Consider the following 23233-nt stretch of genomic DNA (forward strand, 5'->3'; position numbering starts at 1 on the left):
TGCTGGTGCGCACCAGCAAGCGCCAGGTGCGCTACTCCCGCTACCCCGAACTGCCCCTGTTTGGCCGTGCGGCGCGGGAGAAGCGCATCGAGCAGCTGGAGGTCGAGCGCGACGCCCTGATCGAGGCCTACGCCAAGGCGGCCTTCGAGCAGCAGAAATTTCACCGTCTCTATCAACACTTCAGCGACTTTGTCGGCGCGCACCTCGGCATCGCCTTCCAAGACGATCCCGAGCTCGAGATCGAGCAAAAGCAAGCCGCCCTACGCCAGCTGCAAGGGGTCGTGGGGGAGAGCGAGCGCGAGCTGCAATCCCTCAAGGGGGCCCAGGCCCAGGTCGCCCGTCAGCTGCAGTTGGCCCAGGCCATGCTGCCGCTGGCCCACCTGTTTGGCGAGCCGGTGGGTGAGAAGCTCGAGCAGGCGCGCGCCCAGATAGACCGTCTCGACGCCGCCCGCGACTTCGTGGCCCGCCACGGGGTTACCCTCGAAAAACTCGAGGCCCTGAGCCAGGCCCTGCGCCAGGATCCCCAGGGGCTCGCCGAGCTGCAGGCCATCTTCGATCGGGAGCACGGGGCGCTCTCCGAGCAGAAACGCCGCTGCTACCTGCTCGATCAGGTGGTGGCCCGCCTGCCGCACCTGGCCTATCAGGATGCCCAGGACCTGCTCGGCAAGGCCTCCGAGATGAGCGAGCACCTCAAGGCCAAGCTCAAGACCGCCGAGGTGGACGCCCGCGCCGCCGCTGAGCAGCACAAGCAAATCAGTGCCCAGCACACCGAGGCGCTGCAGGTGCGCACGGCCCTCAATTCCAGCGTCGAGGCCAAGGGCGAGACCCTGCGCGAGTTCGAGCAGGAGCTCGGTGCCATGGGGCTGACCCTGTCGGATGACATGGAAGAGAAGGCCCGCAGCCACAAGAAGGAGGTCGAGGAGCTGCTCATTCGCACCCGCTCCCGTCGCACCAGTGCCGAGGCCCAGCTGCAGGTGACCAAGCGGGAGATCGAATCCCTCGGCGGTCGCCTCAAGGTGGAGGGCAAGGACTACTTCGGTGCCCGCAAGGCCCTGGTCGGCCACAAGGCGAGCTGGTCGCGCGTGGTGCGCCTGGCTCGCGAAACCGACGTGGAGAAGCGCCTCAATCGCCGCGAGCTGGCCTATCTCGATGCCGACGACCTGCGCTCCATGTCGGACAAGGCCCTCGGCGCCCTGCGGGTGGCGGTGGCACACGACGAGGACTTGCGCGATGCCCTGCGCCGCTCCGAGGGCAACCGCAGCACCGAGCAGAAGGTCGCCTTCTACGTGCAGGTCTATCGCTATCTCAAGGATCGCATCCGCAACGACATCATCCGCTCGGACGATCCGGTGGAGGCCATCGAGGAGATGGAGATCGAGCTGGCGCGCCTGGCCGACGAACTCAAGCAGCGGGAGAACCACCTGTCGCTCTCCTCCCATGAGGTGGCGGCCAAGATCACCAACATCATCCGCCGCGAGCAGAACCGCATCCGGGTGCTCAACCAGGGGCTGCAGAACATTGCCTTCGGTCTGGTGCGCGGGGTACGTCTCAACGTCAACGTGCGTGAGGCTCACACCCGGCTGCTGACGGCACTCGCCGATCAGAGCGCCATGCACAACGATCTGTTCGCCGACAAGGAGCTCACCTTCTCCGAGGCGATGGCCAAGCTGTTCCAGCGCCTCAACCCGCAGGTGGAGCAGGGGGAGCGCAACTACCAGGTGATGGGGGACGTGCTGCTCGATTACCGCAACTACCTGGAGCTGGAGATCGAGGTGCTGCGCGGCGCCGACGGCTGGCTGCGCGCCGAGAGCGGCGCCCTCTCCACCGGCGAGGCGATCGGGACCGGTCAGGCCATTTTGCTGATGGTGCTCATCAGCTGGGAGGAGGAGTCCCGCCGCCTGCGTGCCAAGGACATCGCCCCCTGTCGCCTCCTGTTCCTCGACGAGGCGGCGCGTCTGGATGCCAAGTCCATCGCCACCCTGTTCGAGCTGTGCGAGCGCCAGGACATGCAGCTGCTTATCGCGGCGCCCGAGAACATCAGCCCCGAGAAGGGCACCACCTACAAGCTCATCCGCAAGGTACAGGGCAAGCACGAGCACGTGCACGTGGTGGGGCTGCGCGGGTTTGGTTTCACCGACGAGGCCGCCAGGCTCAGCGCCTGACGGGAAGTGAAATGATGCGGGGGGCCTTGGCCTCCCGCAGCGTTTGGGTAGCGTAACGAGGAGGAGAGGATGAGAGACGCGAGAGCCTGGTTATTGCTGGGCCTGTGTACGCTGCTGGCAGCCTGTAGCAGCCGCTACGACGAGGCCCACGGCGGCAGCTGGCGCGGTTATAGCGAGACCGGGCTGGCATCGTATTACGCCGATCGCTACCACAACCGGCGCACCGCCAGCGGTGAGCCCTACCGCAAGGAGCGCAGCACGGCGGCCCATCTGGTATTGCCCTTCGGCAGCCGGGTGAAGGTGACAAATCTGGCCAATGGCAAGAGTGTGCTGGTGCGCATCAACGACCGCGGGGCCTTCCCCGAGGGGCGTGTCATCGATCTCTCCCGCTCGGCCTTCTCTGCCATCGGCAACCCGGCGGACGGGCTGCTGCGGGTGCGTCTCGAGGTGATGGAGTAGGTTTCATTACAGGCCATTTCCGTTTGAATCAAGCATCCCATCGGGGGGAGAGGAGGGGAGTGGGGTTTGTTACCATGGGCAATACCCGCAGGATGGCGGGTAAGAATCCATAAGGAAGCCACATGCACCGTTCACTGCTCTACCCCCTCGCGGCCCTGTTGCTGGCCGCCTGTAGCTCGCCCGATCAGCGCTACGTCAGCCCCCCCCCCACCCTCAACGGGGAGCCTGTGGTCATCGAGGAGAGCGAGCTCGCCCGCTACTGGCTGGGTCAGACGCCCGATGTCTTCACTATCCCGACCAAGATGTTTCCCAAAGAGAAGATAATGACGAGCGGCAGGGTGATCATTCGCCCCCTGCTCGATGGGGCGGGGCAGCGACCGGCCGGCAACTACGTGGTGATCCGTCATCTCATCGACTCCAAAGGGGTGGCCTATAACCCCGAGTTTATCGACTCATCGGACAAGCGCCTGGAGTGGGTGGCCCTGAGCATGCTCTCCAAGCGCCACTATCAGGCGGCCAAGGAGAATCCCCGGGCCACACCGGTCATCGTCGATACCTGCTTCGAGATTGTCTACGACGAATGAAACGGGAGGCCTTGGCCTCCCGTCTGCTTCCTCCCCCCGGGTTTGTCAGGCAATGAGCCTGAAGCGGCTGACCAGTTCCTGCTGCCGCTCGGCCAGCTGATCGAGCTGCTGACTGGTTCCGGCCACCTGATCGATGCCCCGGTAGTTGAGATCCGAGATATCCGAGATGTGGTTGAGATTGGTCGCTATCTCGGCGCTGGTGGCCTGCTGCTGCTCTGCAGCGGCCGCAATCTGACTCGCCATGTCGTTGATCTGGGTGACGATCCCCTGGATCTCCTCCATGGCGCCGTTGGCATCGGAGCTCTGCTGCACACTCGCCTCCATCTCGCCGGAGCACTCTTCCATCTCCTTGACGGCGCGGGAGACCGCCTGTTGCAGCCCCTCGATCATGGCGTTGATCTCGCTGGTCGAGTCGCTGGTGCGCGAGGCCAGGTTGCGCACCTCGTCGGCCACCACCGCGAAGCCACGACCCTGCTCACCGGCCCGGGCGGCCTCGATGGCGGCGTTGAGGGCCAGCAGGTTGGTCTGCTCGGCGATACCCCGGATCACCTCGAGGATGTTGCCAATCTTGTTGCTCATGGTGCTCACCTCGGCAATCACCTGACCCGCATGCTGAAGCTTCAGGGCCAGCTGGTGAGTGGTGGAGATGTTGCCGGCCATCACCTGACGCCCGATGCGCGAGGCGCGCTCGACCTCCTGCACCTGCTCCAGGCTCTGGTGCGCCGCCATGGCCACCTCGCGCACCGAGGCTTCCATCTGGGTCATGGCGGTGGCCACCGAGGCGGTCTCGGCGCGCTGGCGCTCGAGCTCGCCGCGCACCTTCTCGGCGGTGTGGCGGTTACTGTGGGCGGTGTCGGTGAGCTGGGTCGCGGCGCTCGCCAGCTGTCCCAGCACATCACCCATTTGGCTTATCAGCAGGTTCACCTGGCGGGCCAACTGGCCAAACTCGTTATGGCTCTGGAAGCGGACCCGGGCTGTCATCTCCCCCTGAGTGACGGCACCCAGGACGCTTAGCAGCTCTTGAAGTGGGCGGCGTATGGCCTTGCCAAGGCCCCAGGCGACCAGCAGGGCCAGCACAATGGCGGCGGCAATGGCCATCCCCTGGGTGATCCGGCTCTGGCTGAGAACCCCATCGGCGGCGGCGATACTCTGATCCATGATCTGGCGGCTCTCTCTGTCGACGCTGGCCAGGGTCTGCTGGACGGCGACCACCTGCTCCCCGGCGGCGCTGCGCTGGGCCTGCATGGCCGCCTGCTCGCGCATCAGGGCGAGGTATTGCACCAGCAGCCCCTCCTCGGCCGTGGTGTCACGCACGAAGGCGCGCACCTGGTGACCCAGATCGTTGTCGAAGTCGGGCAGCTCGTTTTCCAGATCCTTGACCGTGGCGTTAAACCCCTGGATCTGCATCTTGTTACGCTTGAGGGCGGCCTCGATGGCGCCGGTGGCGCTCTGGTTGAGGGCATCCATGGTGGAGAGTTCGATGGTCGAAAGCTGGGTGGTAAGCTTCTCGGCCAACATCTTGATGAAGCTGTCGTCGATAGTGATCATCATGTCGGCCAGGTTCTTCTTGAACTGGGGCAGGGTGACCTGAAACTGTCCCTTGGCCCGGTTCACCTTGGTCAGGCGCTCCAGCATGCTGCGGCGTTTCTCCGGCAAGGGGGCGGTCTGGCTCAGGTACTGCTCCAGCTGATTGGCAAGGGTCGCCAGGGGGGCGCCCAGTTGGGGATGGCTGGCGGCGGCCTGTTTAAGCTCGGCCAGGGCTGCCTGGGTGGCCTCGCGCTCCCGGGTGAGCCGGCTTATCTCCTCCTCAAGCACCTTGGGATCCGATTCGGAAAGGGCATCGCTCAGCCAGCGATGGGCCTCGAGCAGCACGATCTGGGTGCGAGCGCTGGCCTGCACCAGGGGCATGGATTGATCCGTGACCCGGGTCAGGGCGCCCTTGAGCTGCCCCTGGCTGAAGAAGGTGAGCGATGAGGCGCCGATCATCACCAGGATGAGGATGGCAAAGCCTAGATAGACGCGTTGCAAGATAGAAAGATTATTCAGTTTCATTATTGTGTTGTCCCGCTGTCACTGTGTCCCTGTCAGGGTTGTCGTTGCGACTATCGGCATTTTTAACAGTAAATCGAGCAGAAGTGACAAGGCTTGTCGCAGAAAGGGGGGCCAGGTCACACTTGCCCGAAAAGGTGGCGTCACAAGGCGCTTTCCTTTACCCTCACTGCACTGCCAACCCTTTGTTTTCAAGGAGTCTATCCATGGCCGAGGAAACCATTTTCAGCAAGATCATCCGCAAGGAGATCCCCGCCCAGATCCTCTATCAGGACGATCTGGTCACCGCCTTTCGTGACATCAGCCCCAAGGCACCGACCCATATCCTGATCGTGCCCAATGTCCTCATCCCCACCGTCAATGATGTGGAGCCCGAGCATGAGGCCGCCCTCGGCCGTCTCTTTACCGTCGCCCGAAAGCTGGCCGCCGAGGCTGGCATTGCCGAGGATGGCTATCGCCTGGTCATGAATTGCAACCGTCATGGTGGACAAGAGGTCTATCACATCCATATGCACCTGCTGGGGGGCAAGTCCCTGGGAGCCCTGGTGAGCTGCTAAGGCAGCTCCTGTCGCCCCGCCTCTGGCAGGCGGTCGATCCTGTGCCGGCTTTTGCCCTAGCATAAGCACTCATGGCGGGGCAGTGGCTCCGCTATCTGTTTTTTACCAGGAGAGTAGGCAAATGAAGATGCGTCCCCTGATGCTGCTGACGGTCCTTCTGCTGGGGGGCTGTAGCGTCAACCCCTACAGCTGGCCCGGTAGCGAGAGTCAGCCACCGGCCCCGGTCAAGCCACTGCCCGGCAAGCCGCAACCCCCCGTTCAAAAGCCCGAGGTGAGCAAGCCCGCGCAGGCACCGACGGCTCTGGCACTGGCCATGGCCGACAGCGTTGTGCAGGCCCCCGAGGTGCAGCAGCTGGCACCGACCGCCCCTCTCTTGCTGCTTACGCCGCCCCAGAACGGTACCGGTGAGGCGGTCGATACCCGACTGATGGCCGACACCATGAGAAAACGGATCGCCAGCCGCACCGCTTTTCGCTTCGTCGATCCGGGGCAGGTGGCGGCCATCACGGGTCAGCTTGAGTATCAGCAGGGGGGGATGAATCCGGCCTCTCTGGTGCGCCTCGGGCGTCAGACCGGTGCCGGCTTCATGCTCTACGGGGATCTGGCCCGTGACGCAGGGCACTATCGTCTCACCATGAGCCTGATGGATCTGCGAAGTGGGGAGCTGCTCTGGAATGGCAGTCGTGCCGCCAGCCGCTGACCCCTTGCCGGCCGGACTGCCAGCCCCCTGGGATAAGGCCAGCGCCGCCCCCCTTGGCGGCGGGTTGACCAACCGTAACCTGTGCCTGCAGGCTGCCGATGGCCGCCGCGCCTTCTTGCGCATCGGTCACCCCTCGGCGGTGAACCTTGGCATCGATCGCCACCAAGAGTGGCGCCTCTATCGGCAGGCAGCCCAGGCGGGATTGGCGCCACCTTGCCTGTTTGCCGATCCCGGGAGGGGGATCCTCTTGCTCGAGTGGTGTGACGAGCCGAGCTGGGCCGAGTGCTCCCCGTCGCAGGCAGAGGCAACCGCTGCTCTGGCTCAACTGCTGGTGCGGCTGCATCGCCTGCCTCGGCCGAAGGTGCATATGGCCGTGCGCCCCCACGCCGAACGCTATCGCCATCAACTGCTGCGGATACCCGACTGGTTACTGGCCCTGGAGCGGCCGCTATTGGCCTGCCACGAGCCCGATGAGTGCCGCTACGCCTGTCATCACGATCTCAACCCGGCCAATCTGCTTGGGCCGCGTCCCTGGGTGGTGGACTGGGAGTATGGCGCCGCGGGCCATCCGGGCTTCGAACTCGCCTCCATCTTGCGCACCCATGGCTGGAGCGAGGAGCGGGGCGACGAGCTGGAGGCTTGCTATCTGGCCGCCGGCGGGTCATGTTCTGAGCTCAGGTTTCGCCCCTTCTTGCCCTGGGTGGACTACATCGCCCTGCTCTGGGCTCTGGTGCGTCAGCAGCAGGGGGAGGCCATGAGCCACTGGATTGATAGCTATCGTCAACGACTGGAGTGATCCCATGACGCGAACCCGGGCCTGGCTACTTGGTCTGCTCTGCTTTCTGCTGGTCGGCTGCTCGACCCGTCTCATCTACTACTGGCTCGATTGGGCCATTGTCTGGCAACTGGATGATTACTTCTCCCTGACCCGGGATCAGCGCAATGCCCTTGATCGAGAGGTGCGAGGCCTGATGGCGTGGCATCGCAAGTCGGAGATCCCCGCCTACGGCGCCCAGCTCAAGGCCCTGAGCGAAGCAGTGGCGAGCCCCATGACCACCGCCCAGGTCGACAAGCACCTGGCCGCCCTGGAGGGGGATCTGGACCGCCTGATTGGTGATGCCTTGCCGAGGGCCGTGCGTCTGGGAGAGATCCTGAGCGATGCCCAATTCGAGCGTTTCCTCAAGGAGCGGCGACAAAAGCTGGCCCAAAAGCGGGAGGAATTTCGCCGCAGCCCTCGGGATAAGGAGCTCAGCGACTTCACCGAGAAGATGAACAAGCGCCTGTTGTTCTGGATTGGTGAGGTCAAGCCGGCCCAGGCGCCCCTGGTCGCCCGCTGGGTAGAGTGGCAATACGAGCTCTACGGCCCCTGGCTCGACTATCAACTGCACTGGTGGGATGAGCTCGAGCAGGTGTTAAGGCTCAAGGGCACCCCTGAGTTTGCGCCGGCTCTCGAGCGTCTGCTCGCCAGCGGTGATAACCTGATGGGGGGACGCTACACCGGGTACACGGCCCAATCTCGCCAGCGAACCGTGCAGTGGCTGTCGGACTTGAGCACGAGTCTCGATCTCTCCCAGCGGGCCCATCTCTATGGCTTGCTCAAGGGCTATGCCGATGATTTTATGGGGATGGCGCGCCGTTAAGGCGTGACCTGCCTTGTGAGGGGGGAGGGGCCATGGTATGGTTTGCCCCTCTTTACCGCCCATGAGACGACCCTTGCGCTTTTCCTGGCTGAAAACCCTGCTTCTGGGGAGTGTGCTCTCCCTTGTTCTGTGCTCCTCCCTGGGGGCCGGGATGGGGGTATCCGCCCATCAGAGCGGAGCCTCGGTTGTCAGTGTCAGCCAGCCACTGCAGGATAACCTCGAGGGGGCTCTGACCCACCAGAGCCACCTGCTGCGGCTCGAGCAGGGGCTGCGCAGCGATGACGAGCCGGCCGACGATATTCGGTTCCTGCTCGTCGAGTGGTCGCAGGGCGAGATCCTGTTGCTGCTCTGTGGCCTGCTGTTTTTCCCCGGCATGGCCTATCTCAGGTTCTCGTTTCGCGATCGCTTCAGCCGCGATGATCGGCGAAGACGAGTCCGCCCCCATCTTCTCTACCGCTTCCTCCAGCGCCGTCGCGCCTTGCCGCTGACGGCCTGACGTGCACTCGCGCAGACAGGCCCAACCTTCCGTAAAGTGGGCTTCACCCCGGTGAAGCTGCCGTTTTCTCTATTGGGGTTCTGTCATGACCAACCATACCCGCCGCCGTGCCAAGCATGGCGTAATGAACCGCATGAGCCGCTGGAGCTATGCCCTGCTGCTGCTCATGCTGGTCACCTTTACCTTCTACTCCCTGCCCACCTTCTTCGGTGAGCAACCCTCTATTGGGCTGCATGGCCAGACGGCCCTGAGCGATGCCCAGGCGCGTGCACTGGCCGAACGCCACATAGCCCCCAGGCTTGTTATCGCCGATGCCGATCGACTCGAGCTGGTGTTCGCCAGCCAGGATGAGCAGCAAGGTGCCAAGCAGGTGCTCGACGCCCTCGGGGCCAGCACCACCCTGGAGTTTCACGCCAATGCCCCGGCCTGGCTCAAGGCCCTGGGCGCGGCCCCCATCAAGCTGGGGCTGGACTTGCGCGGGGGCTCTCAGCTGCTGATCGCCGTCGATACCGACTTCGTGCTGGAGCGCCAGAGCAGTAATCTGGTCGATTCGCTGCGCGCGGCCCTGCGGGAGGCCCGCCTGCGCGGGGCTCAGGTGCAGCGTGACGGGCTAGACCAGGTGGTGGTGACCCTGCCGGCTGGGGAGCCGGCCGCCTCCTATCTCGCTGTGGTACGTCACGAGCTCGGCCAGGGTCAGTGGCAGCTGACGCGAGGCGACGGGCGGCTCATCTTGACGCTCTCTGCCAAGGAGCGCAGCGAGCTCATCAACAATGCGGTGAGCCAAAACCAGAAGATCTTGCAAAAACGGATCAATGAACTTGGCATCGTCGAGGCGGCGGTCCAGCGTCAGGGCCAAGGCGCCATCCGTATCGAGCTGCCCGGGGTGCACAATCCCAAGCAGGCCAAGGAGGTACTGGGGGCTACCGCCTCCCTTGCCTTCTACGAGGTGGTGCCCGAGGGAAGCTTCAAGGTGGCCGATCGCAGTGGTCGCCCCATCGCGCTCGCCCGAAAGCCGGTGCTGACCGGTGAGCACATCGTCGATGCCCGTGCCAGCATGGGGGAGAGTGGCCAGCCCCAGGTGGGCATTGTGCTCGATGGGGCCGGTGGCAGCGTGATGAGCCGTTTTAGCCGTCAGCACGTGGGCAAGCCCATGGCCTCGCTCTTTACCGAGTACAAGAGCAATGGGGAGGGCAAGCTCAAGGCCCACAGCGAGGTGATCAACGTCGCCACTATTCAGACGGCGCTGGGCAGTCAGTTTCGTATCACGGGGCTTGCCAGCATGAGCGAGGCGCAAGATCTCGCCATGTTGTTGCGTGCCGGCGCCCTGACCGCCCCGCTCAAGATCCTCGAGGAGCGCTCGATAGGGCCGACCCTGGGGATGCAAAACATCGAGGCGGGCTTTAGCGCCCTGGCCTTTGGCATGGCCGGCATGGCCCTCTTTATGATCCTCTGGTATCGCAAGTTTGGCTGGGTGGCCATCACGGCTCTGGTGGCCAACCTGCTGATGCAGGTGGGCATGCTGGCGCTGCTTCCCGGCGCCGTGTTGACCCTTCCCGGCATCGCCGGTCTGGTGTTGACGGTGGGCATGGCGGTGGATACCCATGTGCTTATCTTCGAGCGTATCAAGGACAGGTTGCGGGAGGGGGGAAGCCTGTCCAATGCCATCGATTTTGGCTATCGCAGCGCGTTTCGCACGATTTTTGATGCCAATATCACCACGCTCATCAGCGCGGTGATCCTCTACTCGGTGGGCTCGGGTCCGCTGCAGGGTTTCTCCATCACCCTGATCCTCGGTCTTCTATCCAGCATGATCACCGGGATCTGGGGGACGCGCGCCATCATCAACCCACTGTGGGGACAGAGTTCCCTGAAGCTTTCGAGGGTATAAGTCATGATCAACCGTCTGATCGCCAACCTGACACGCCTGCGCTATCTGGGGCTCTTTATCTCTGTGCTGCTCACCGGTTACTGTGTCTGGTTGCTGGCTCATCACGGGCTACAAATGGGGCTTGATTTCACCGGCGGCTCCCTGCTGGAGTTTCGCATCGACACCCTGCGCTCGGCTCAGGATCTCAATGCCTTGCTGACGCCGCCGTTAAAGGGGGCCATCGAGCTCCATTCGGCCGGCGCACCGGGGGAGTGGCTCATCAAGTTGCCCGAGCACGCCCTGGCCTGGAGCCCTCAGGAGCTCGGGGTTATGTTGGGCGAGCAGCTTGGTCTGCCAGTCGAATTGCTGCGCACCACCCAGGTGGGTCCCCAGGTGGGGGCCGAGCTGCTGGAGCAGGGGATGTTGGCCCTGCTGGCCGCGTCGCTGGCTATCAGCGCCTATCTCGCCTTTCGCTTCGAGTGGCGCCAGGCGCTGGGGGTACTCGCCTCGGTAGCCCACGATGCCCTGGTGGCGCTGGGGCTGATCGCCATGTTGGGGATCGAGTTTGATCTCAACGTGATCGCCGGGCTGATGGCGGTGATCGGCTATTCGCTCAACGACAGCATCGTCATCTCGGACAGGCTGCGGGATATCCTCTGCTCGCGTCAGCCCCCCTCGATCCATGAGTGTACCGACCGGGCCGTGGTGGCGACCTTCAGCCGCACCCTGATCACCTCGGGCACCACCCTGTTTACCGTAGGGGCTCTGCTACTGCTCGGCGGAGAGGCGCTGCACGGCTTTGCCTTTACCCTGTTTGCAGGGGTGTTGACCGGAACCCTCTCCTCCATCACCATCGCTACCCCTGTTCAGGAGCTGCTGGGCTTGACTCCTGCCGCTTATCAGAAGGAGATGGTGCTCCCGGAGGGGGCCTGATGGCCGGTCGGGCAGAGGGGAAACCCTCTGCCCGTCGCCGTCAGAATGAGGAGCCCGGCTCTTCGAGAAAGGCCAGCTCGCTCTCGCTGCTTTCGCGGCCGAGGATGGCGTTACGATGAGGGAATCGACCGAAACGGGCGATGATATCCCGGTGACGGCGAGCAAAGTCGAGGTAATCCCCAAACGGAGCGTGGGGGTGGTGCTCAAAGAGGCGTTCAAACAGGGCGACACTGAGATCCTGCAGCTCCAGACTCTCCGCATGCTCCAGTGGCAGATAGAAAAAGAGGCGCTCAATGGGAAGGAGGTGGGTGTCATGGCCGTGGGCCAATCCCTCCAGGCAGAGCTGCTGGGCGCGGCCATCCTGGGCGAACGCAGCAGGCTCCCCCCGGCAGGTGTTGCGCGGCAGCTGATCGAGCAGCAGTAACAAGGCGAGGCAGCTTCTCGGTTGCCAGCACCAGTCGTCCAGCTCCCCCTCTGCGGCTTGCCTCTGCAGCGCTCCAAACCGCTCAGCGAGCTGCCTGTCGACCGCTTCATCCTTACTCCACCAGAGTGCGGCCTGGCGCCGGGCCAGGGTGGCGGCATCGGCCGGCTCACCAAACCAGGTGTCTAACAGGGGATTCCATGGATCCATCGGTGGCTCCTTTTAGCCGTTGAACTTCCCACTAGGGTAGCATTCGCCCCCCCATGCTGTGTATGGCGGTTGCCGTGCGGGTCACATGGGGTAGACTATTGCCTCTTTTTTACAGTTGGAGTGATCCGGATGGCCGGAACCAGTTTGCTGGCACTGCTCGATGATATCGCCGCCGTGCTCGATGATGTTGCCCTGATGACCAAGGTGGCCGCCAAGAAAACGGCGGGTGTGCTGGGGGATGATCTCGCCCTCAATGCCGAGCAGGTGAGCGGCGTGCGCGCCGAGCGTGAGCTGCCCGTGGTGTGGGCGGTGGCAAAGGGCTCCTTTCGCAACAAGCTGATCCTGGTGCCGGCCGCCCTGCTGATCAGCGCCCTGGTTCCCTGGCTTATCACGCCTCTGCTGATGCTGGGGGGCGCCTACCTCTGCTTCGAGGGGGCCGAGAAGCTGGCTCACAAGTTTATTGGCCATGAGACTCAGGATGAGCACGCGGCCGACCCCATTCCCGACGATCTGGTTGCCTACGAGAAGGAGAAGGTCAAGGGGGCCATTCGCACCGACTTTATCCTCTCGGCCGAGATCATCGTCATCGCCCTGGGCACGGTCCAGGGAAGCAGCTTCCCGGTACAGGTGAGCGTGGTGGCGGGGATCGCCGTGCTGATGACCATTGGGGTCTACGGCCTGGTGGGGCTCATCGTCAAGCTCGACGACATCGGTCTGCACCTGGTCAACAAGGGGGAGGGGGGAACCCTGGCTGCGCCGCGTCTGGCACTGGGCCGCGCCCTGGTGGTGGTGGCGCCCAAGCTGATGCATCTGCTGGCGCTGGTGGGCACCATCGCCATGTTCATGGTGGGGGGCGGCATACTGGTACACGGCCTGGCGCCCCTGCACCATCTCATCGAAGGGGTGGCCCAGAGCCTGGCGCCGCTCTCGGGCCTGCTCGCGGCCCTGGTGCCGAGCCTCTTGTCGGCCCTCTTCGGGGTCGTCGCCGGCCTGGTGCTGGTCGCGGCCATGAGTGCCATCGGGCGCCTGCGCGGCTAACCCTCAGCGGTACTGGAGAGTGCCATTCGGGAGTGGCAGAGGCTGGCCACTCCCGTCATACTGACCAACCCGCCCACCCCGGGCGCAGGAAGCAAACACCATAACAAGGAAGAACCCATGACCTATCAGACCATCTGGCGTGACGAGCACATCTTCACCGCCCCGGACGCCCCCGAGGTAGCCCGGACTCTGGCCCACTGCCGGGAAGGCATCGCCACCCTGGCCGAGGCGGCCAAGGGACTCGTCGCCGGTGATGAGGCCATGCTGGCCGAGCGGCTTGTCGCCCTGCGTGAGCAGGGGGATTCCCTTCACCACGCCATCGCCAACCTGGGTACCTACGCCTATAACCGTCTGAGCCGCAACGGTAAAGAGAGCGCATCCCGCGAGCTGCTGTCGCGTGCCATGCAGCTTGACGCCGAGCTTGCCATGGCCGAAAAACCCGTTGAGCTGTTTTGGGCCCGGGCCGATCAGGCCCTGGTCGACAAGCTGCTGGCTCATCCGGCCCTGCATACCCTCGCTTACCGCGTTTCTCATCAGCGGCTCCTCTCGGATCAGCTGCTCTCCCTCGAGAGCGAGCAACTGGTCGAGGGGCTGGGGGTCGACGGGCTGCAGGCCTGGGGCAATCTCTACGATACCCTGGTGGCCAAGCTGCAGGTACAGGTCGGTGACGAGACCACGGGGCTGGCCCAGGCGGCCAACCTACTGTCACACCCCGAGCGTGCCCGCCGCTACGACGCCTGGCACGGCATCTATCAGGCCTGGGGCTCTGAGCAGGAGACGGTGGCGGCCATTCTCAATGCCATCAACGGCTGGCGCATCGAACTGGCTCGTCAGCGCGGCACTGCGCGCCAGCTCGATGCCCTCGAGATCTCCTGCCATCAGTCCCACATCGAGCGTGAGACCCTGGATACCCTGATGGCCCAGGCGTTTGAGCACAAGGAGCTGGGGCGGCGCGCCCTGCGTGCCATGGCAAGGGTGCATGGGGTGAGCGACTTTGGCCCCTGGGATCTCTATGCCCCGGCCCCGGCCGAACAATCCCGCCACTATGGCTTCGATGAGGCCATCGAGCTGGTGGCCGAGGCCTTTGGCGGCTTCGATCCCGAGATGGGGGCCTTTGCCCACATGATGGCCGAGAAGGGGTGGATCGATGCCGACCCCACCGAGGGGCGCCGCACCGGTGCTTACTGCACCGAGTATGCCGATCCCGCCGAGCCTCGGGTCTTTATCACCTTCGAAGGGACCATGGACAACGTCATCACCCTGGCTCATGAGCTGGGGCACGCCTGGCATAGCTGGCTGCTGCGCGATCAATGCCGTGAGCTGCGCAACTACCCCATGACCCTGGCCGAGACCGCCTCCATTTTTGCCGAAACCCTGGTGCGTGAGGCCCTGATGGGGCAGGCCCAGAGCCGTGAGGAGCGCCGCGCCATCGCCTGGATGGAGGCCGACAGCGCCGCCGCCATGTTGGTGGATATCCCGTCCCGCTATGACTTCGAGTGTCGTCTGGTCGCGGCCCGCCATCAGGGGCACGTGGGGGCCGAGCGGCTTCGTGAGCTGATGCAAGGGGCGATGGAGTGCTGGTATGGGGATACCCTCTGCCGTCACAATGATCTCTTCTGGGCCAGCAAGGGGCACTTCTCTATCGCCGAACTCGGCTTTTACAACTACCCCTATCTGTTTGGTTACCTCTTCAGCCTGGGTGTCTATGCCCAGCGCGCGCGCCTTGGCAGCGATTTTGCCGCCCGTTATCGGGCCTTGCTGGAAGATACCGGCGCCATGAGCGCCGAGGCCCTGGTGCAAAAACACCTGGGGGCCGATATTGGTCACCCCGACTTCTGGCGTGCCAGCCTCTCCCTGGTTGCGGGGCAGATCGAGCGCTTCGAGTCGCTCTTGTGATCCCGGGGCGGCATGGCCGCCCCACTTATTTGCTTAAGCGGTAACCCCATGACGCACGCTGTCGGCAGTTGGGACTTCTCCCGATTCTACCCCTCCCTCGACGATGAGCAGCCGCAGGCCGATCTGGCGGCGGCCCGAGGGGAGCTTGTCCCCCTCGCCGAAGCGGTGGATGAGCTGCGCAAGGCGCAGCCCCTTTACCGCCTTGCCGAGTTGTTGAGTCAGATCCGCCATCGTGTGACCGGGATCCGTGAGCTGGGGTGGAATCTTTCGGTGCGCGCCGCCTGCGCCTTAAGCCAAGAGGGGGGGAATGGGAAGGCGCAGCACCTTGCCAGTCGCGCCCGTGCCCTTAACGTGGATCTTTTCAAGACCCTGGCGCCGGTAGAGGCGTTCTGGTTGTCGTTGCCACAGGCGTCGTTCGAACGACTGATGGCAGAGCCCCTGCTTGGGGAGGAGCGTTTTCGTCTGGAGCGGTTGCGGGCGCTCGCGGATCAGCGGCTCCCGCTGCAAGGAGAGCAACTGGTGACGGGGCTCGACGGGGCACACCCCTGGGGAGCCCTCTATCGTGACCTGGCGGCCCGGCTCAGGGTGGCGTTGTCCGGCCAGTCCCTGGGGCTGGCCGAGGCGATGTCAGAGCTCGAGAGTCAGGACCCTGATCGCCGCCGGGAGGCCTGGCAGGGGATCGCTCAGGCCTGGGGCCGTGAGGCAGAGACGGTGGCCGCTATCTTGTGCGCCATTCAGGGGTGGCGCCTCGAGCTGCTGCGTCAGCGGGGGGCCGTCAGGCGGCTCGAGCCCCTGGATCTCGCCTGCCATCAGGGGCACATAGCGCGCACCACCCTCGATACCCTGATGGCCACAGCCTACGAGTACCGTGGCCTGGGGCAGCAGTTGCTCACCCTGATGGCCCGCAGGCTCGGTCATGAGCGCATGCCCATGGCCGATCTCCAGGCTCCCCCCCCTGTACCAAGCCGGATGCACCATACCTTTGCCGAGGCGATAGCGCTTATCGCCGACGCGTTTGCCAGGCTCGACCCCGAGATGGGGGCGTTTGCCCGGATGGCGGCCGAGCGGGGATGGATCGACATCGGACCGGGCGCCGGACGCAGCAGCGGTGCCTATTGCACCAAGTTTGCCCGGCCCGCCGAGCCGAGGGTCTTTGTCAACTTCAGCGGCACCCCTGCCAGCGTCCTGACCCTGGCCCATGAGCTCGGCCACGCCTGGCACAACTGGCTGGTGCGCGACCTTCCGCTGTGTCAGCGTGCCTATCCCATGACCCTGGCCGAGAGTGCCTCCATCATGGGCGAAACCCTGGTGCGCGAGGCGCTGCTGGCTCGTTGTGACGGCGATGATGAACGCCTCGCCATCCTGTGGCAGGCCTCCCGGAGCGCCGTCACCTTCTTGCTCAATATTCCGGTGCGCTTCGAGTTTGAGTGTGCCCTGGTGGCCGGGCGTCGCCGTGGGTCACTCGATGCCGCCGAGCTTGACCGCCTGATGACATCGAGTTGGCAACGCTGGTACCAGGGGACGACCCGGGGGGCTGATACCCGGCTGTGGGCCAGCAAGGGACACTTTGCCAATCCGGCCCTGGGTTTTTACAACTACCCCTATCTGTTTGGCTACCTGTTTAGTCTGGGGTTGCTGGCCAGGCGCGAACAGTGGGGGGCGTCTTTTGTCCCCCGTTATCGCGCCCTGCTGCGCGACAGTGGCGTGATGAGTGTCGAAACCTTGGCCAGACGCCATCTGGATGTGAGTCTCGATGGCCCCGACTTCTGGCGCCAAAGCCTGGGGGAAGTGGTCCGACTGGTCGCCGAGATGGCCCGTTTGTGCCCGGCTTTTGGTGATCCAAAGCAAGAAAGCATCAATCGGCAGTGGCAGGAGTCGTCGTCCCTGGGGTAGGGTCGACGGATGCACTGCCAGAAGTAAGGAAGCAAGCGATGATCATCTATCTGCATGGGTTTGACGCAACCAGCCCGGGCAACCATGAGAAGGTACTGCAGCTGCAGTATATCGACGACGATGTGCGCTTCGTGCACTACAGCACAGTGCATCCCCGTCACGACATGAGCCACCTCCTCAAGGAGGTGAAAAAACAGCTCGACATGAGTTCCGATCCCAAGCCCCTCATCTGCGGGGTTGGCCTCGGCGGCTACTGGAGCGAGCGGATCGGTTTTCTGTGCGGCATTCGTCAGGTGATCTTCAACCCCAACCTCCATCCGGAGGAGAACATGCAGGGGAAGATCGAGCGTCCCGAGGAGTATGTGGACATCGCCACCAAGTGTGTAACTGAATTTCGTAATAAAAATTCAGGAAACTGCCTGTGCATCCTTTCAGTCCAGGACGAAGTGCGAGATAATCGGGACACTGAACGTGAACTGAAGAACTATTACGACATCGTCTGGGATGAGCGAGAGACTCACAAGTTCAAGAACATCTCGCATCATCTGCAGCGGATGAAGGCCTTCAAGGAGGCCTGATCCCATATCACGCACGATTCGACTTTGGGGAGCCTCGGGCTCCCCTTTTTGCATTTAGAGAAACGTTAGGAAAAACAACATGATTAATATCGTCGTCGTAGGTGGTGGTGCCGGCGGTCTCGAGCTCGCGACCAGTCTGGGCCGCAAGCTGGGCAAGAAGAACAAGGCCAAGGTAACCCTGGTCGATCGCAACCGCACCCACCTCTGGAAGCCCCTGTTGCACGAGGTGGCCACCGGCTCCATGGATGCGGGCATCGATGCCCTGAGCTATCAGTCTCACGCCAAGAACCACGGTTTCGACTTCCAACTCGGCACCCTGACCGACATCAGGCGTGACGAGAAGCGCATCGTGCTGGCGCCCATCGTCGATGACAAGGGCGAGGTGGTGGTCCACGAGCGCGAGCTCCCCTATGACTATCTGGTGATGGCCATCGGCTCTGTCTCCAATGACTTCAACACCAAGGGGATCAAGGATCACTGCATCTTCCTCGACAGCCCCTCCCAGGCTCACCGCTTCCACAACAAGATGATGAACCGCTTCTTGCAGTTCGCCACCGAGTACAAGCCCGGTGACACGGTCAAGATCGCCATCGTGGGTGGCGGTGCCACCGGCGTCGAGCTCTCTGCCGAGCTCTATAATGCCGTGGAGCAGCTCTATGCCTATGGCTTTAAAAACCTCACCACCGACAGCCTCAAGGTGACCCTGGTGGAGGCGGGCCCCCGCATCCTGCCGGCCCTGCCGGAGCGCATCAGTGGCGCCGCCCATCAGGAGTTGGTCAAGCTGGGTGTGGACGTGCGCACCGGCACCATGATCACCGAGGCCACGGCCGAGGGGTTGCACACCAAGGATGGCGAGCTGATTGAAGCGGATCTCATGGTGTGGGCGGCTGGTATCAAGGCGCCGGACTTTATGAAGGATATCGCCGGGCTCGAGACCAACCGCATCAACCAGCTGGTGGTGAAAGAGACCCTGCAGAGCACCCGCGACGATCATATCTTCGTTATCGGTGACTGCGCCGCCTGCCCGCAGCCGGATGGCAAGTTCGTGCCGCCGCGCGCCCAATCCGCCCACCAGATGGCAACCCAGGCGTTCAAGAACATCCTGGCCATGATGAACGGTGGCGAGCTCAAGCCCTACCTCTACCATGACCACGGCTCGCTGGTATCCTTGAGCCGCTTCTCCACCGTGGGCAGCCTGATGGGCAACCTGATGCGCGGCTCCATGATGGTGGAGGGCTATATCGCCCGCCTGGTCTACATCTCCCTCTACCGGATGCACCAGATCGCCCTGCATGGCTACATCAAGACCGGCCTTATCATGCTGGTGGGCCGCATCAACCGGGTACTGCGCCCGACCCTGAAGCTCCACTAAGGGGGCAGGGTGATCAGCAAGGAGAGGCCAGTGCCTCTCCTTTCTTTTGGGCGCTCTTGCGCCGGCCCGGGGTGTCCCGTGCAGGGGCTTTGAGGTAGTCTGAAACCTGTTTTCACTCAAGGAGCCATCATGATCCTCTCAACGACCCCTACCCTGGAAGGCAAGACCATTCGCGAGTACCGCGGCATCGTGGTGGGTGAAGCCATCCTCGGCGCCAACGTCTTCAAGGATCTGTTTGCCGGGATCCGCGATATCATCGGCGGCCGCTCCGGTGCCTATGAAAAAGAGTTGGCCCGGGCCCGGGAGATCGCCTTCCAGGAGCTCAAAGATCGCGCCGCCGCCCTGGGGGCCAACGCCGTAGTCGGCATCGATATGGACTATGAGGTGGTGGGCCAAAACGGCAGCATGCTGATGGTGAGCATCAGCGGCACTGCCGTCGTTGTCTAACTTCTTGTTCCCGCAGGCACAATCCGGGTAGGGTAGGGGCATGGATCTGTTTCATGGAGCGTGCATGCCCCCACTTCTTCTTCCCCCTCTGCTCAGGCCCGGGCAGACCATCGGTTTTTTTTCCCCCTCGAGTGCGGCCACGGCCTGGGCGCCGACCCGCTTCGAGCGGGCGCGTACGTTTCTCGAGGGAAAGGGGTTCCGGCTAAGGGCCGGCTCTCTGACCGGCAAGCGGGACCACTGGCGCTCGGGCTCTATCGCCGAGCGTGCCGAAGAGCTCAATACCCTCATCCGCGATCCCGAGGTACGGGCCATCATGTCGGTCATAGGTGGTCACAACTCCAACTCCCTGCTGCCGTACCTCGATTACGAGGCGCTAAAGCGCGATCCCAAGATAGTCATCGGTTATTCGGACGTGACCGCCCTGCTGCTCGGGATCCACGCCAAGACCGGGTTGGTCACCTTCTACGGCCCGGCCCTGGTGGCCTCCTTCGGTGAGCTCGAGCCCCTGGTGGGACGTACCTTCGATTACTTCTCGCGCCTCTGTGTCAGTGGCTGCGCTCCGCATGTGCTGCCAACCCCGACCGAGTGGAGCGATGAGCGTCTCGACTGGGAGAGCCAGAGCCGGCCCAAGTCGTGCGTGGATAACCAACTGGTGAGCGTGGGACGGGGGAGGGTGAGCGGACGCCTTATCGGTGGCAATCTCAACACCATGGCGGGACTCTGGGGCTCCCCCTATATGCCGGCCATCGAGGCCGGGGACATCCTCTTTATCGAAGATTGCCTCAAGAGTGCCGAGGTGGTAGAGCGGTCGTTTGCACACCTCAAGCTATGTGGCGTGTTCGACCGAATTGGCGGGCTGGTGCTGGGCAAGCACGAGCAGTTCGACAGTCAGGGCAGCGGCAAGCGGCCCCTCGATATCCTGCTCGAGGTGGTGGGAGTGCCAACCTTCCCCATTCTGGCGGAGTTTGACTGCGCCCATACCCACCCCATGCTGACTCTGCCCATCGGCGTACAGGCCGAGCTGGATGTGGATCGCGCCACCCTGACCCTGCAGGAGCCCTGGTGGCAGTAACGAGCGGGCCCGCACAGTGGCGGGCCCGAGAGTCAAGTGCGACAGAGTCAGGCGATATTGACCACGACGCGACCTCTGAGCTTGCCCGCCATCAGGGCGTGGGCTGTCTCTATCACCTGATCCAGGGTGATATCCCGGGCGATGAGGCCAAGGAGTTCACCGTCCACCAGGCGTGAGAGCTTCTCCCAGGCCAGGATGCGGCGATCCCGCGGGCACATGACGCTGTCGACCCCGATGAGGCGTACCCCACGCAGAATAAAGGGGGCGACCGAGGCGGGCAGGTCGAGCCCCTGGGCCATGCCGCAGGCGGCCACGGCGCCACCGTAGTGCAAGCCGGCGCAGACGTTGGCCAGGGTATGGCTGCCGACCGTGTCGATGGCTGCCGCCCAGCACTCGCGGGCCAGCGGCTTGCCTGGCTCGCTCAGCGCCTTGCGATCGATCACCTCGCTTGCCCCCAGCGCCTTGAGATATTCCGCCTCCTCCTGCTTGCCGGTGGAGGCCACCACCTCATACCCCTTGCGCGCGAGCAGGGCCACCGCAAAGCTGCCGACGCCGCCGCTGGCGCCGGTGACCAGCACAGGACCTGCCTGGGGGCGAATGCCGGCTTCTTGCAGGGCCATGACGCAGAGCATGGCGGTGTAGCCGGCGGTGCCGATGGCCATGGCGTCGTGGGCGGTGAGCTCTTCTGGCAGCGGGATCAGCCAGTCTCCGTTTAGTCGACACTGCTCGGCCAGGGCTCCCCAGTGCTTCTCGCCCACCCCCCAGCCGTTGAGCAGAACCCTATCACCCACCCGGTAGGCGGGGTGATCGCTGTGGGTCACTACACCGGCGAGATCGATCCCCGGCACCATGGGAAAGCTGCGCACCACGGGGCTGCGCCCCGTGATGGCCAGGGCATCCTTGTAGTTGAGGGTTGAGCTGTGCACCGCGACGGTGACATTGCCTTCGGGCAGGGCGTGTTCGTCCACATGGCTCAGGCTGGCCTGATAGTGTCCTTCGGGTTTGTCGATGAGAATGCAACGCATGAAGGGGCTCTCCGGGTGCTTAGCGCACCGGCTGTTTATCGATGACTCGCACCAGTTGATAGTGCAGTGAGGAGCCGTCGGCCGGCGGGTTGTCTACCTGACTGACCGCCACCTCGAGTCGATAACGGTAGCCTGGCTCAAACTCGAAGCCGTCGATCTTCTGATAGAAGAGCTGCCAGGGCGCATCGTCTTGCTCGCGCACCTGCATGCACTTCATGGGGGCGACCCCGACGCAGTGGGCCAGTTGACTGTTGACTTCCATCACCTTGTTGGCGGGACCTTGGGCACAGCCTGCCAGTAGCAGGGCACCCAGTAGCAGAGAGGATTTCATGAAGACTCCTTCTGAGAGAAAGGGGGTCATTAGAGCGCGAAAAAAAGGGGGCAGTCAATGACTGCCCCCGGCTTGTCGCTGTGATCAGCGTTGATCGATGGGGACGAATTCGCGCTGGGGCTCGCCGATATAGAGCTGGCGCGGACGACCGATCTTGCTGTCCGGATCGGAGTGGAACTCGTTCCAGTGGGCAATCCAGCCGATGGTACGGGCGATGGCGAAGAGCACGGTGAACATGTTCATCGGGATGCCGATCGCCTTCATGATGATGCCGGAGTAGAAATCCACGTTCGGGTAGAGCTTCTTCTCGACAAAGTAGGGGTCGGAGAGGGCGATACGCTCCAGCTCCATGGCCACATCCAGCAGCGGATCCTTGATCTGAAGCTCCTGCAGCACTTCGTGGCAGGTCTCGCGCATCACCTGGGCACGGGGGTCGTAGTTCTTGTAGACCCGGTGACCGAAGCCCATCAGACGGAACGAGTCGTTCTTGTCCTTGGCCCGGGCGATGTACTCGGGGATGCGATCCACAGAGCCGATCTCTTCGAGCATGCGCAGGCAGGCCTCGTTGGCACCACCGTGAGCCGGGCCCCACAGGGAGGCGATCCCTGCGGCGATACAGGCAAACGGGTTGGCGCCAGAAGAGCCGGCCAGACGCACCGTTGAGGTCGAGGCGTTTTGCTCGTGATCCGCATGCAGGGTAAAGATGCGATCCATGGCGCGTTCAACCACGGGGTTGACCTTGTACTCCTCGGTCGGCACACCGAACATCATGTGCAGGAAGTTACCGGCGTAGGAGAGGTTGTTGCGCGGATACATGAAGGGCTGGCCGATGGAATACTTGTAACACATGGCCGCCAGGGTCGGCATCTTGGAGAGCAGGCGGAAGGCGCAGATCTCGCGATGCTGTTCGTTGTTGATGTCGAGGGCATCGTGGTAGAAGGCGGAGAGGGCGCCGACCACACCGCACATGATGGCCATGGGGTGGGAGTCACGACGGAAGCCGCGGAAGAAGAAGGCGATCTGCTCGTGCACCATGGTATGACGGGTCACGGTGCGCTGGAATTCGGCGAATTGGGCCTTGGTGGGGGCCTCACCGTAAAGCAGGATGTAGCAGACTTCGAGGTAGCTCGACTCCTTGGCCAGCTCGGCGATGGGGTAGCCGCGATGCAGCAGAACCCCTTGATCACCGTCGATATAGGTGATAGCCGACTTGCAGGAGCCGGTGGCCATAAAGCCGGGGTCGAAGGTGAAGTAACCGTGGGCGCCGAGCTTGCGCACGTCGATCACGTCGGGTCCGATGGATCCGGAAAGGATGGGTAGTTCAACCGGATCCTGACCGGGTAGATGCAGGGTGGCTATCTTATCAGCCATAGCACGTCTCCTTTGCTCTTTATTTATATTTTGTGTCCAAGCCCCACTCTATCCCGAGAGAAGGGATACTGGCAAAGGGTGAAACACCCAGCCAGGGCAACCGGGCGGTTTGGAGTGCCCTATTTGAACCAG

The 23233-nt window shown here is 63.5% G+C and carries 22 protein-coding genes; 17 read left to right on the forward strand and 5 right to left on the reverse strand.

From position 1 onward, the window contains the following. The 3 genes from mukB to BN1133_RS01470 form a co-directional block, all read left to right on the forward strand. Positions 1–2162, forward strand: a 2162-nt coding sequence (gene mukB, locus BN1133_RS01460) for a chromosome partition protein MukB (RefSeq protein WP_157432333.1), incomplete at its 5' end; no start/stop codon positions are given. A gap of 69 nt (positions 2163–2231) precedes the next feature. Next, entirely contained in the window at positions 2232–2621 is a 390-nt protein-coding gene (locus BN1133_RS01465) for a septal ring lytic transglycosylase RlpA family protein (RefSeq protein ID WP_050664787.1), read from the forward strand. 122 nt (positions 2622–2743) lie between these two features. Further along, a complete protein-coding gene (locus BN1133_RS01470) occupies positions 2744–3205 on the forward strand; it encodes a hypothetical protein (protein ID WP_050664788.1) in 462 nt (153 codons plus the stop codon). Between the two features lie 45 nt (positions 3206–3250). On the opposite strand, the gene BN1133_RS01475 is transcribed toward BN1133_RS01470, so the two are convergent. Continuing rightward, positions 3251–5257, reverse strand: a complete 2007-nt coding sequence (locus tag BN1133_RS01475) for a methyl-accepting chemotaxis protein (RefSeq protein ID WP_050664789.1) — start codon at positions 5255–5257, stop codon at positions 3251–3253. 203 nt (positions 5258–5460) lie between these two features. Here BN1133_RS01475 and hinT point away from each other — a divergent pair, with 203 nt between their 5' ends. The 7 genes from hinT to secF all read left to right on the forward strand — a co-directional run bounded on the left by hinT (position 5461) and on the right by secF (position 11447). Then, entirely contained in the window at positions 5461–5811 is a 351-nt protein-coding gene (gene hinT / locus BN1133_RS01480) for a purine nucleoside phosphoramidase (RefSeq protein WP_050664790.1), read from the forward strand. Between the two features lie 121 nt (positions 5812–5932). After that, positions 5933–6511, forward strand: a complete 579-nt coding sequence (locus BN1133_RS01485; protein WP_050664791.1) for a hypothetical protein — start codon at positions 5933–5935, stop codon at positions 6509–6511. After that, entirely contained in the window at positions 6486–7307 is an 822-nt protein-coding gene (locus BN1133_RS01490) for a choline/ethanolamine kinase family protein (protein WP_050664792.1), read from the forward strand. The genes BN1133_RS01485 and BN1133_RS01490 overlap by 26 nt, the downstream gene beginning before the upstream one ends. 4 nt (positions 7308–7311) lie before the next feature. Continuing rightward, on the forward strand, positions 7312–8151 hold the full coding sequence (locus BN1133_RS01495) for a DUF6279 family lipoprotein (RefSeq protein WP_050664793.1): 840 nt from the start codon (positions 7312–7314) through the stop codon (positions 8149–8151). A 73-nt stretch (positions 8152–8224) separates the two neighbouring features. After that, positions 8225–8647, forward strand: a complete 423-nt coding sequence (locus BN1133_RS01500; RefSeq protein ID WP_050664794.1) for a hypothetical protein — start codon at positions 8225–8227, stop codon at positions 8645–8647. Between the two features lie 85 nt (positions 8648–8732). Next, positions 8733–10535: a protein translocase subunit SecD gene (secD, locus tag BN1133_RS01505; protein ID WP_050664795.1), complete on the forward strand. Its 1803-nt coding sequence runs from the start codon at positions 8733–8735 to the stop codon at positions 10533–10535. 3 nt (positions 10536–10538) lie between these two features. Further along, positions 10539–11447, forward strand: coding sequence for a protein translocase subunit SecF (gene secF, locus BN1133_RS01510; protein WP_050664796.1), 909 nt, complete (start codon positions 10539–10541; stop codon positions 11445–11447). Between the two features lie 40 nt (positions 11448–11487). On the opposite strand, the gene BN1133_RS01515 is transcribed toward secF, so the two are convergent. Continuing rightward, on the reverse strand, positions 11488–12078 hold the full coding sequence (locus BN1133_RS01515; protein ID WP_050664797.1) for a DUF924 family protein: 591 nt from the start codon (positions 12076–12078) through the stop codon (positions 11488–11490). A gap of 129 nt (positions 12079–12207) precedes the next feature. Here BN1133_RS01515 and BN1133_RS01520 point away from each other — a divergent pair, with 129 nt between their 5' ends. From BN1133_RS01520 to BN1133_RS01550, 7 genes are all read left to right on the forward strand, one after another. Further along, on the forward strand, positions 12208–13116 hold the full coding sequence (locus BN1133_RS01520) for a DUF808 domain-containing protein (protein WP_050664798.1): 909 nt from the start codon (positions 12208–12210) through the stop codon (positions 13114–13116). Between the two features lie 117 nt (positions 13117–13233). Then, positions 13234–15012, forward strand: coding sequence for a M3 family oligoendopeptidase (locus tag BN1133_RS01525; RefSeq protein ID WP_050664799.1), 1779 nt, complete (start codon positions 13234–13236; stop codon positions 15010–15012). Between the two features lie 48 nt (positions 15013–15060). After that, positions 15061–16905 (forward strand): M3 family oligoendopeptidase, encoded by a 1845-nt coding sequence (locus BN1133_RS01530; RefSeq protein WP_082177857.1) that lies wholly within the window; start codon positions 15061–15063, stop codon positions 16903–16905. Between the two features lie 38 nt (positions 16906–16943). Then, a complete protein-coding gene (gene ycfP, locus BN1133_RS01535) occupies positions 16944–17483 on the forward strand; it encodes an alpha/beta hydrolase YcfP (RefSeq protein ID WP_005358656.1) in 540 nt (179 codons plus the stop codon). A 79-nt stretch (positions 17484–17562) separates the two neighbouring features. Continuing rightward, positions 17563–18855: an NAD(P)/FAD-dependent oxidoreductase gene (locus tag BN1133_RS01540; protein ID WP_050664800.1), complete on the forward strand. Its 1293-nt coding sequence runs from the start codon at positions 17563–17565 to the stop codon at positions 18853–18855. 129 nt (positions 18856–18984) lie between these two features. Next, the gene (locus BN1133_RS01545) at positions 18985–19302 is read left to right on the forward strand and encodes a heavy metal-binding domain-containing protein (RefSeq protein ID WP_050664801.1); all 318 of its coding nucleotides are present in this window, start codon (positions 18985–18987) and stop codon (positions 19300–19302) included. Positions 19303–19366: 64 nt separating this feature from the next. After that, entirely contained in the window at positions 19367–20374 is a 1008-nt protein-coding gene (locus BN1133_RS01550) for a S66 family peptidase (protein WP_050664802.1), read from the forward strand. A 47-nt stretch (positions 20375–20421) separates the two neighbouring features. On the opposite strand, the gene acuI is transcribed toward BN1133_RS01550, so the two are convergent. The 3 genes from acuI to BN1133_RS01565 form a co-directional block, all read right to left on the reverse strand. Beyond that, the gene (gene acuI, locus BN1133_RS01555; RefSeq protein WP_050664803.1) at positions 20422–21399 is read right to left on the reverse strand and encodes an acrylyl-CoA reductase (NADPH); all 978 of its coding nucleotides are present in this window, start codon (positions 21397–21399) and stop codon (positions 20422–20424) included. A gap of 19 nt (positions 21400–21418) precedes the next feature. Continuing rightward, positions 21419–21730 carry a DUF4377 domain-containing protein gene (locus tag BN1133_RS01560; protein ID WP_082177858.1) on the reverse strand — a complete coding sequence of 104 codons (312 nt, stop codon included), beginning with the start codon at positions 21728–21730 and terminating at the stop codon, positions 21419–21421. An 84-nt stretch (positions 21731–21814) separates the two neighbouring features. Further along, the gene (locus tag BN1133_RS01565; RefSeq protein WP_050664805.1) at positions 21815–23101 is read right to left on the reverse strand and encodes a citrate synthase; all 1287 of its coding nucleotides are present in this window, start codon (positions 23099–23101) and stop codon (positions 21815–21817) included. Between the last annotated feature and the right edge of the window lie 132 nt (positions 23102–23233).

The sequence above is a fragment of the Aeromonas schubertii genome (assembly GCF_000820105.1).
In the GTDB taxonomy this organism is placed as follows: domain Bacteria; phylum Pseudomonadota; class Gammaproteobacteria; order Enterobacterales; family Aeromonadaceae; genus Aeromonas; species Aeromonas schubertii.

Bases quoted from the DNA above. Each gene is read 5' to 3' on its own strand.
- BN1133_RS01465 (WP_050664787.1), top strand. From the start codon at position 2,232: ATGAGAGACGCGAGAGCCTGGTTATTGCTGGGCCTGTGTACGCTGCTG.
- BN1133_RS01470 (WP_050664788.1), top strand. From the start codon at position 2,744: ATGCACCGTTCACTGCTCTACCCCCTCGCGGCCCTGTTGCTGGCCGCC.
- BN1133_RS01475 (WP_050664789.1), bottom strand. From the start codon at position 5,257: ATGAAACTGAATAATCTTTCTATCTTGCAACGCGTCTATCTAGGCTTT.
- hinT (WP_050664790.1), top strand. From the start codon at position 5,461: ATGGCCGAGGAAACCATTTTCAGCAAGATCATCCGCAAGGAGATCCCC.
- BN1133_RS01485 (WP_050664791.1), top strand. From the start codon at position 5,933: ATGAAGATGCGTCCCCTGATGCTGCTGACGGTCCTTCTGCTGGGGGGC.
- BN1133_RS01490 (WP_050664792.1), top strand. From the start codon at position 6,486: ATGGCAGTCGTGCCGCCAGCCGCTGACCCCTTGCCGGCCGGACTGCCA.
- BN1133_RS01495 (WP_050664793.1), top strand. From the start codon at position 7,312: ATGACGCGAACCCGGGCCTGGCTACTTGGTCTGCTCTGCTTTCTGCTG.
- secD (WP_050664795.1), top strand. From the start codon at position 8,733: ATGACCAACCATACCCGCCGCCGTGCCAAGCATGGCGTAATGAACCGC.
- secF (WP_050664796.1), top strand. From the start codon at position 10,539: ATGATCAACCGTCTGATCGCCAACCTGACACGCCTGCGCTATCTGGGG.
- BN1133_RS01515 (WP_050664797.1), bottom strand. From the start codon at position 12,078: ATGGATCCATGGAATCCCCTGTTAGACACCTGGTTTGGTGAGCCGGCC.
- BN1133_RS01520 (WP_050664798.1), top strand. From the start codon at position 12,208: ATGGCCGGAACCAGTTTGCTGGCACTGCTCGATGATATCGCCGCCGTG.
- BN1133_RS01525 (WP_050664799.1), top strand. From the start codon at position 13,234: ATGACCTATCAGACCATCTGGCGTGACGAGCACATCTTCACCGCCCCG.
- BN1133_RS01530 (WP_082177857.1), top strand. From the start codon at position 15,061: ATGACGCACGCTGTCGGCAGTTGGGACTTCTCCCGATTCTACCCCTCC.
- ycfP (WP_005358656.1), top strand. From the start codon at position 16,944: ATGATCATCTATCTGCATGGGTTTGACGCAACCAGCCCGGGCAACCAT.
- BN1133_RS01540 (WP_050664800.1), top strand. From the start codon at position 17,563: ATGATTAATATCGTCGTCGTAGGTGGTGGTGCCGGCGGTCTCGAGCTC.
- BN1133_RS01545 (WP_050664801.1), top strand. From the start codon at position 18,985: ATGATCCTCTCAACGACCCCTACCCTGGAAGGCAAGACCATTCGCGAG.
- BN1133_RS01550 (WP_050664802.1), top strand. From the start codon at position 19,367: ATGCCCCCACTTCTTCTTCCCCCTCTGCTCAGGCCCGGGCAGACCATC.
- acuI (WP_050664803.1), bottom strand. From the start codon at position 21,399: ATGCGTTGCATTCTCATCGACAAACCCGAAGGACACTATCAGGCCAGC.
- BN1133_RS01560 (WP_082177858.1), bottom strand. From the start codon at position 21,730: ATGAAATCCTCTCTGCTACTGGGTGCCCTGCTACTGGCAGGCTGTGCC.
- BN1133_RS01565 (WP_050664805.1), bottom strand. From the start codon at position 23,101: ATGGCTGATAAGATAGCCACCCTGCATCTACCCGGTCAGGATCCGGTT.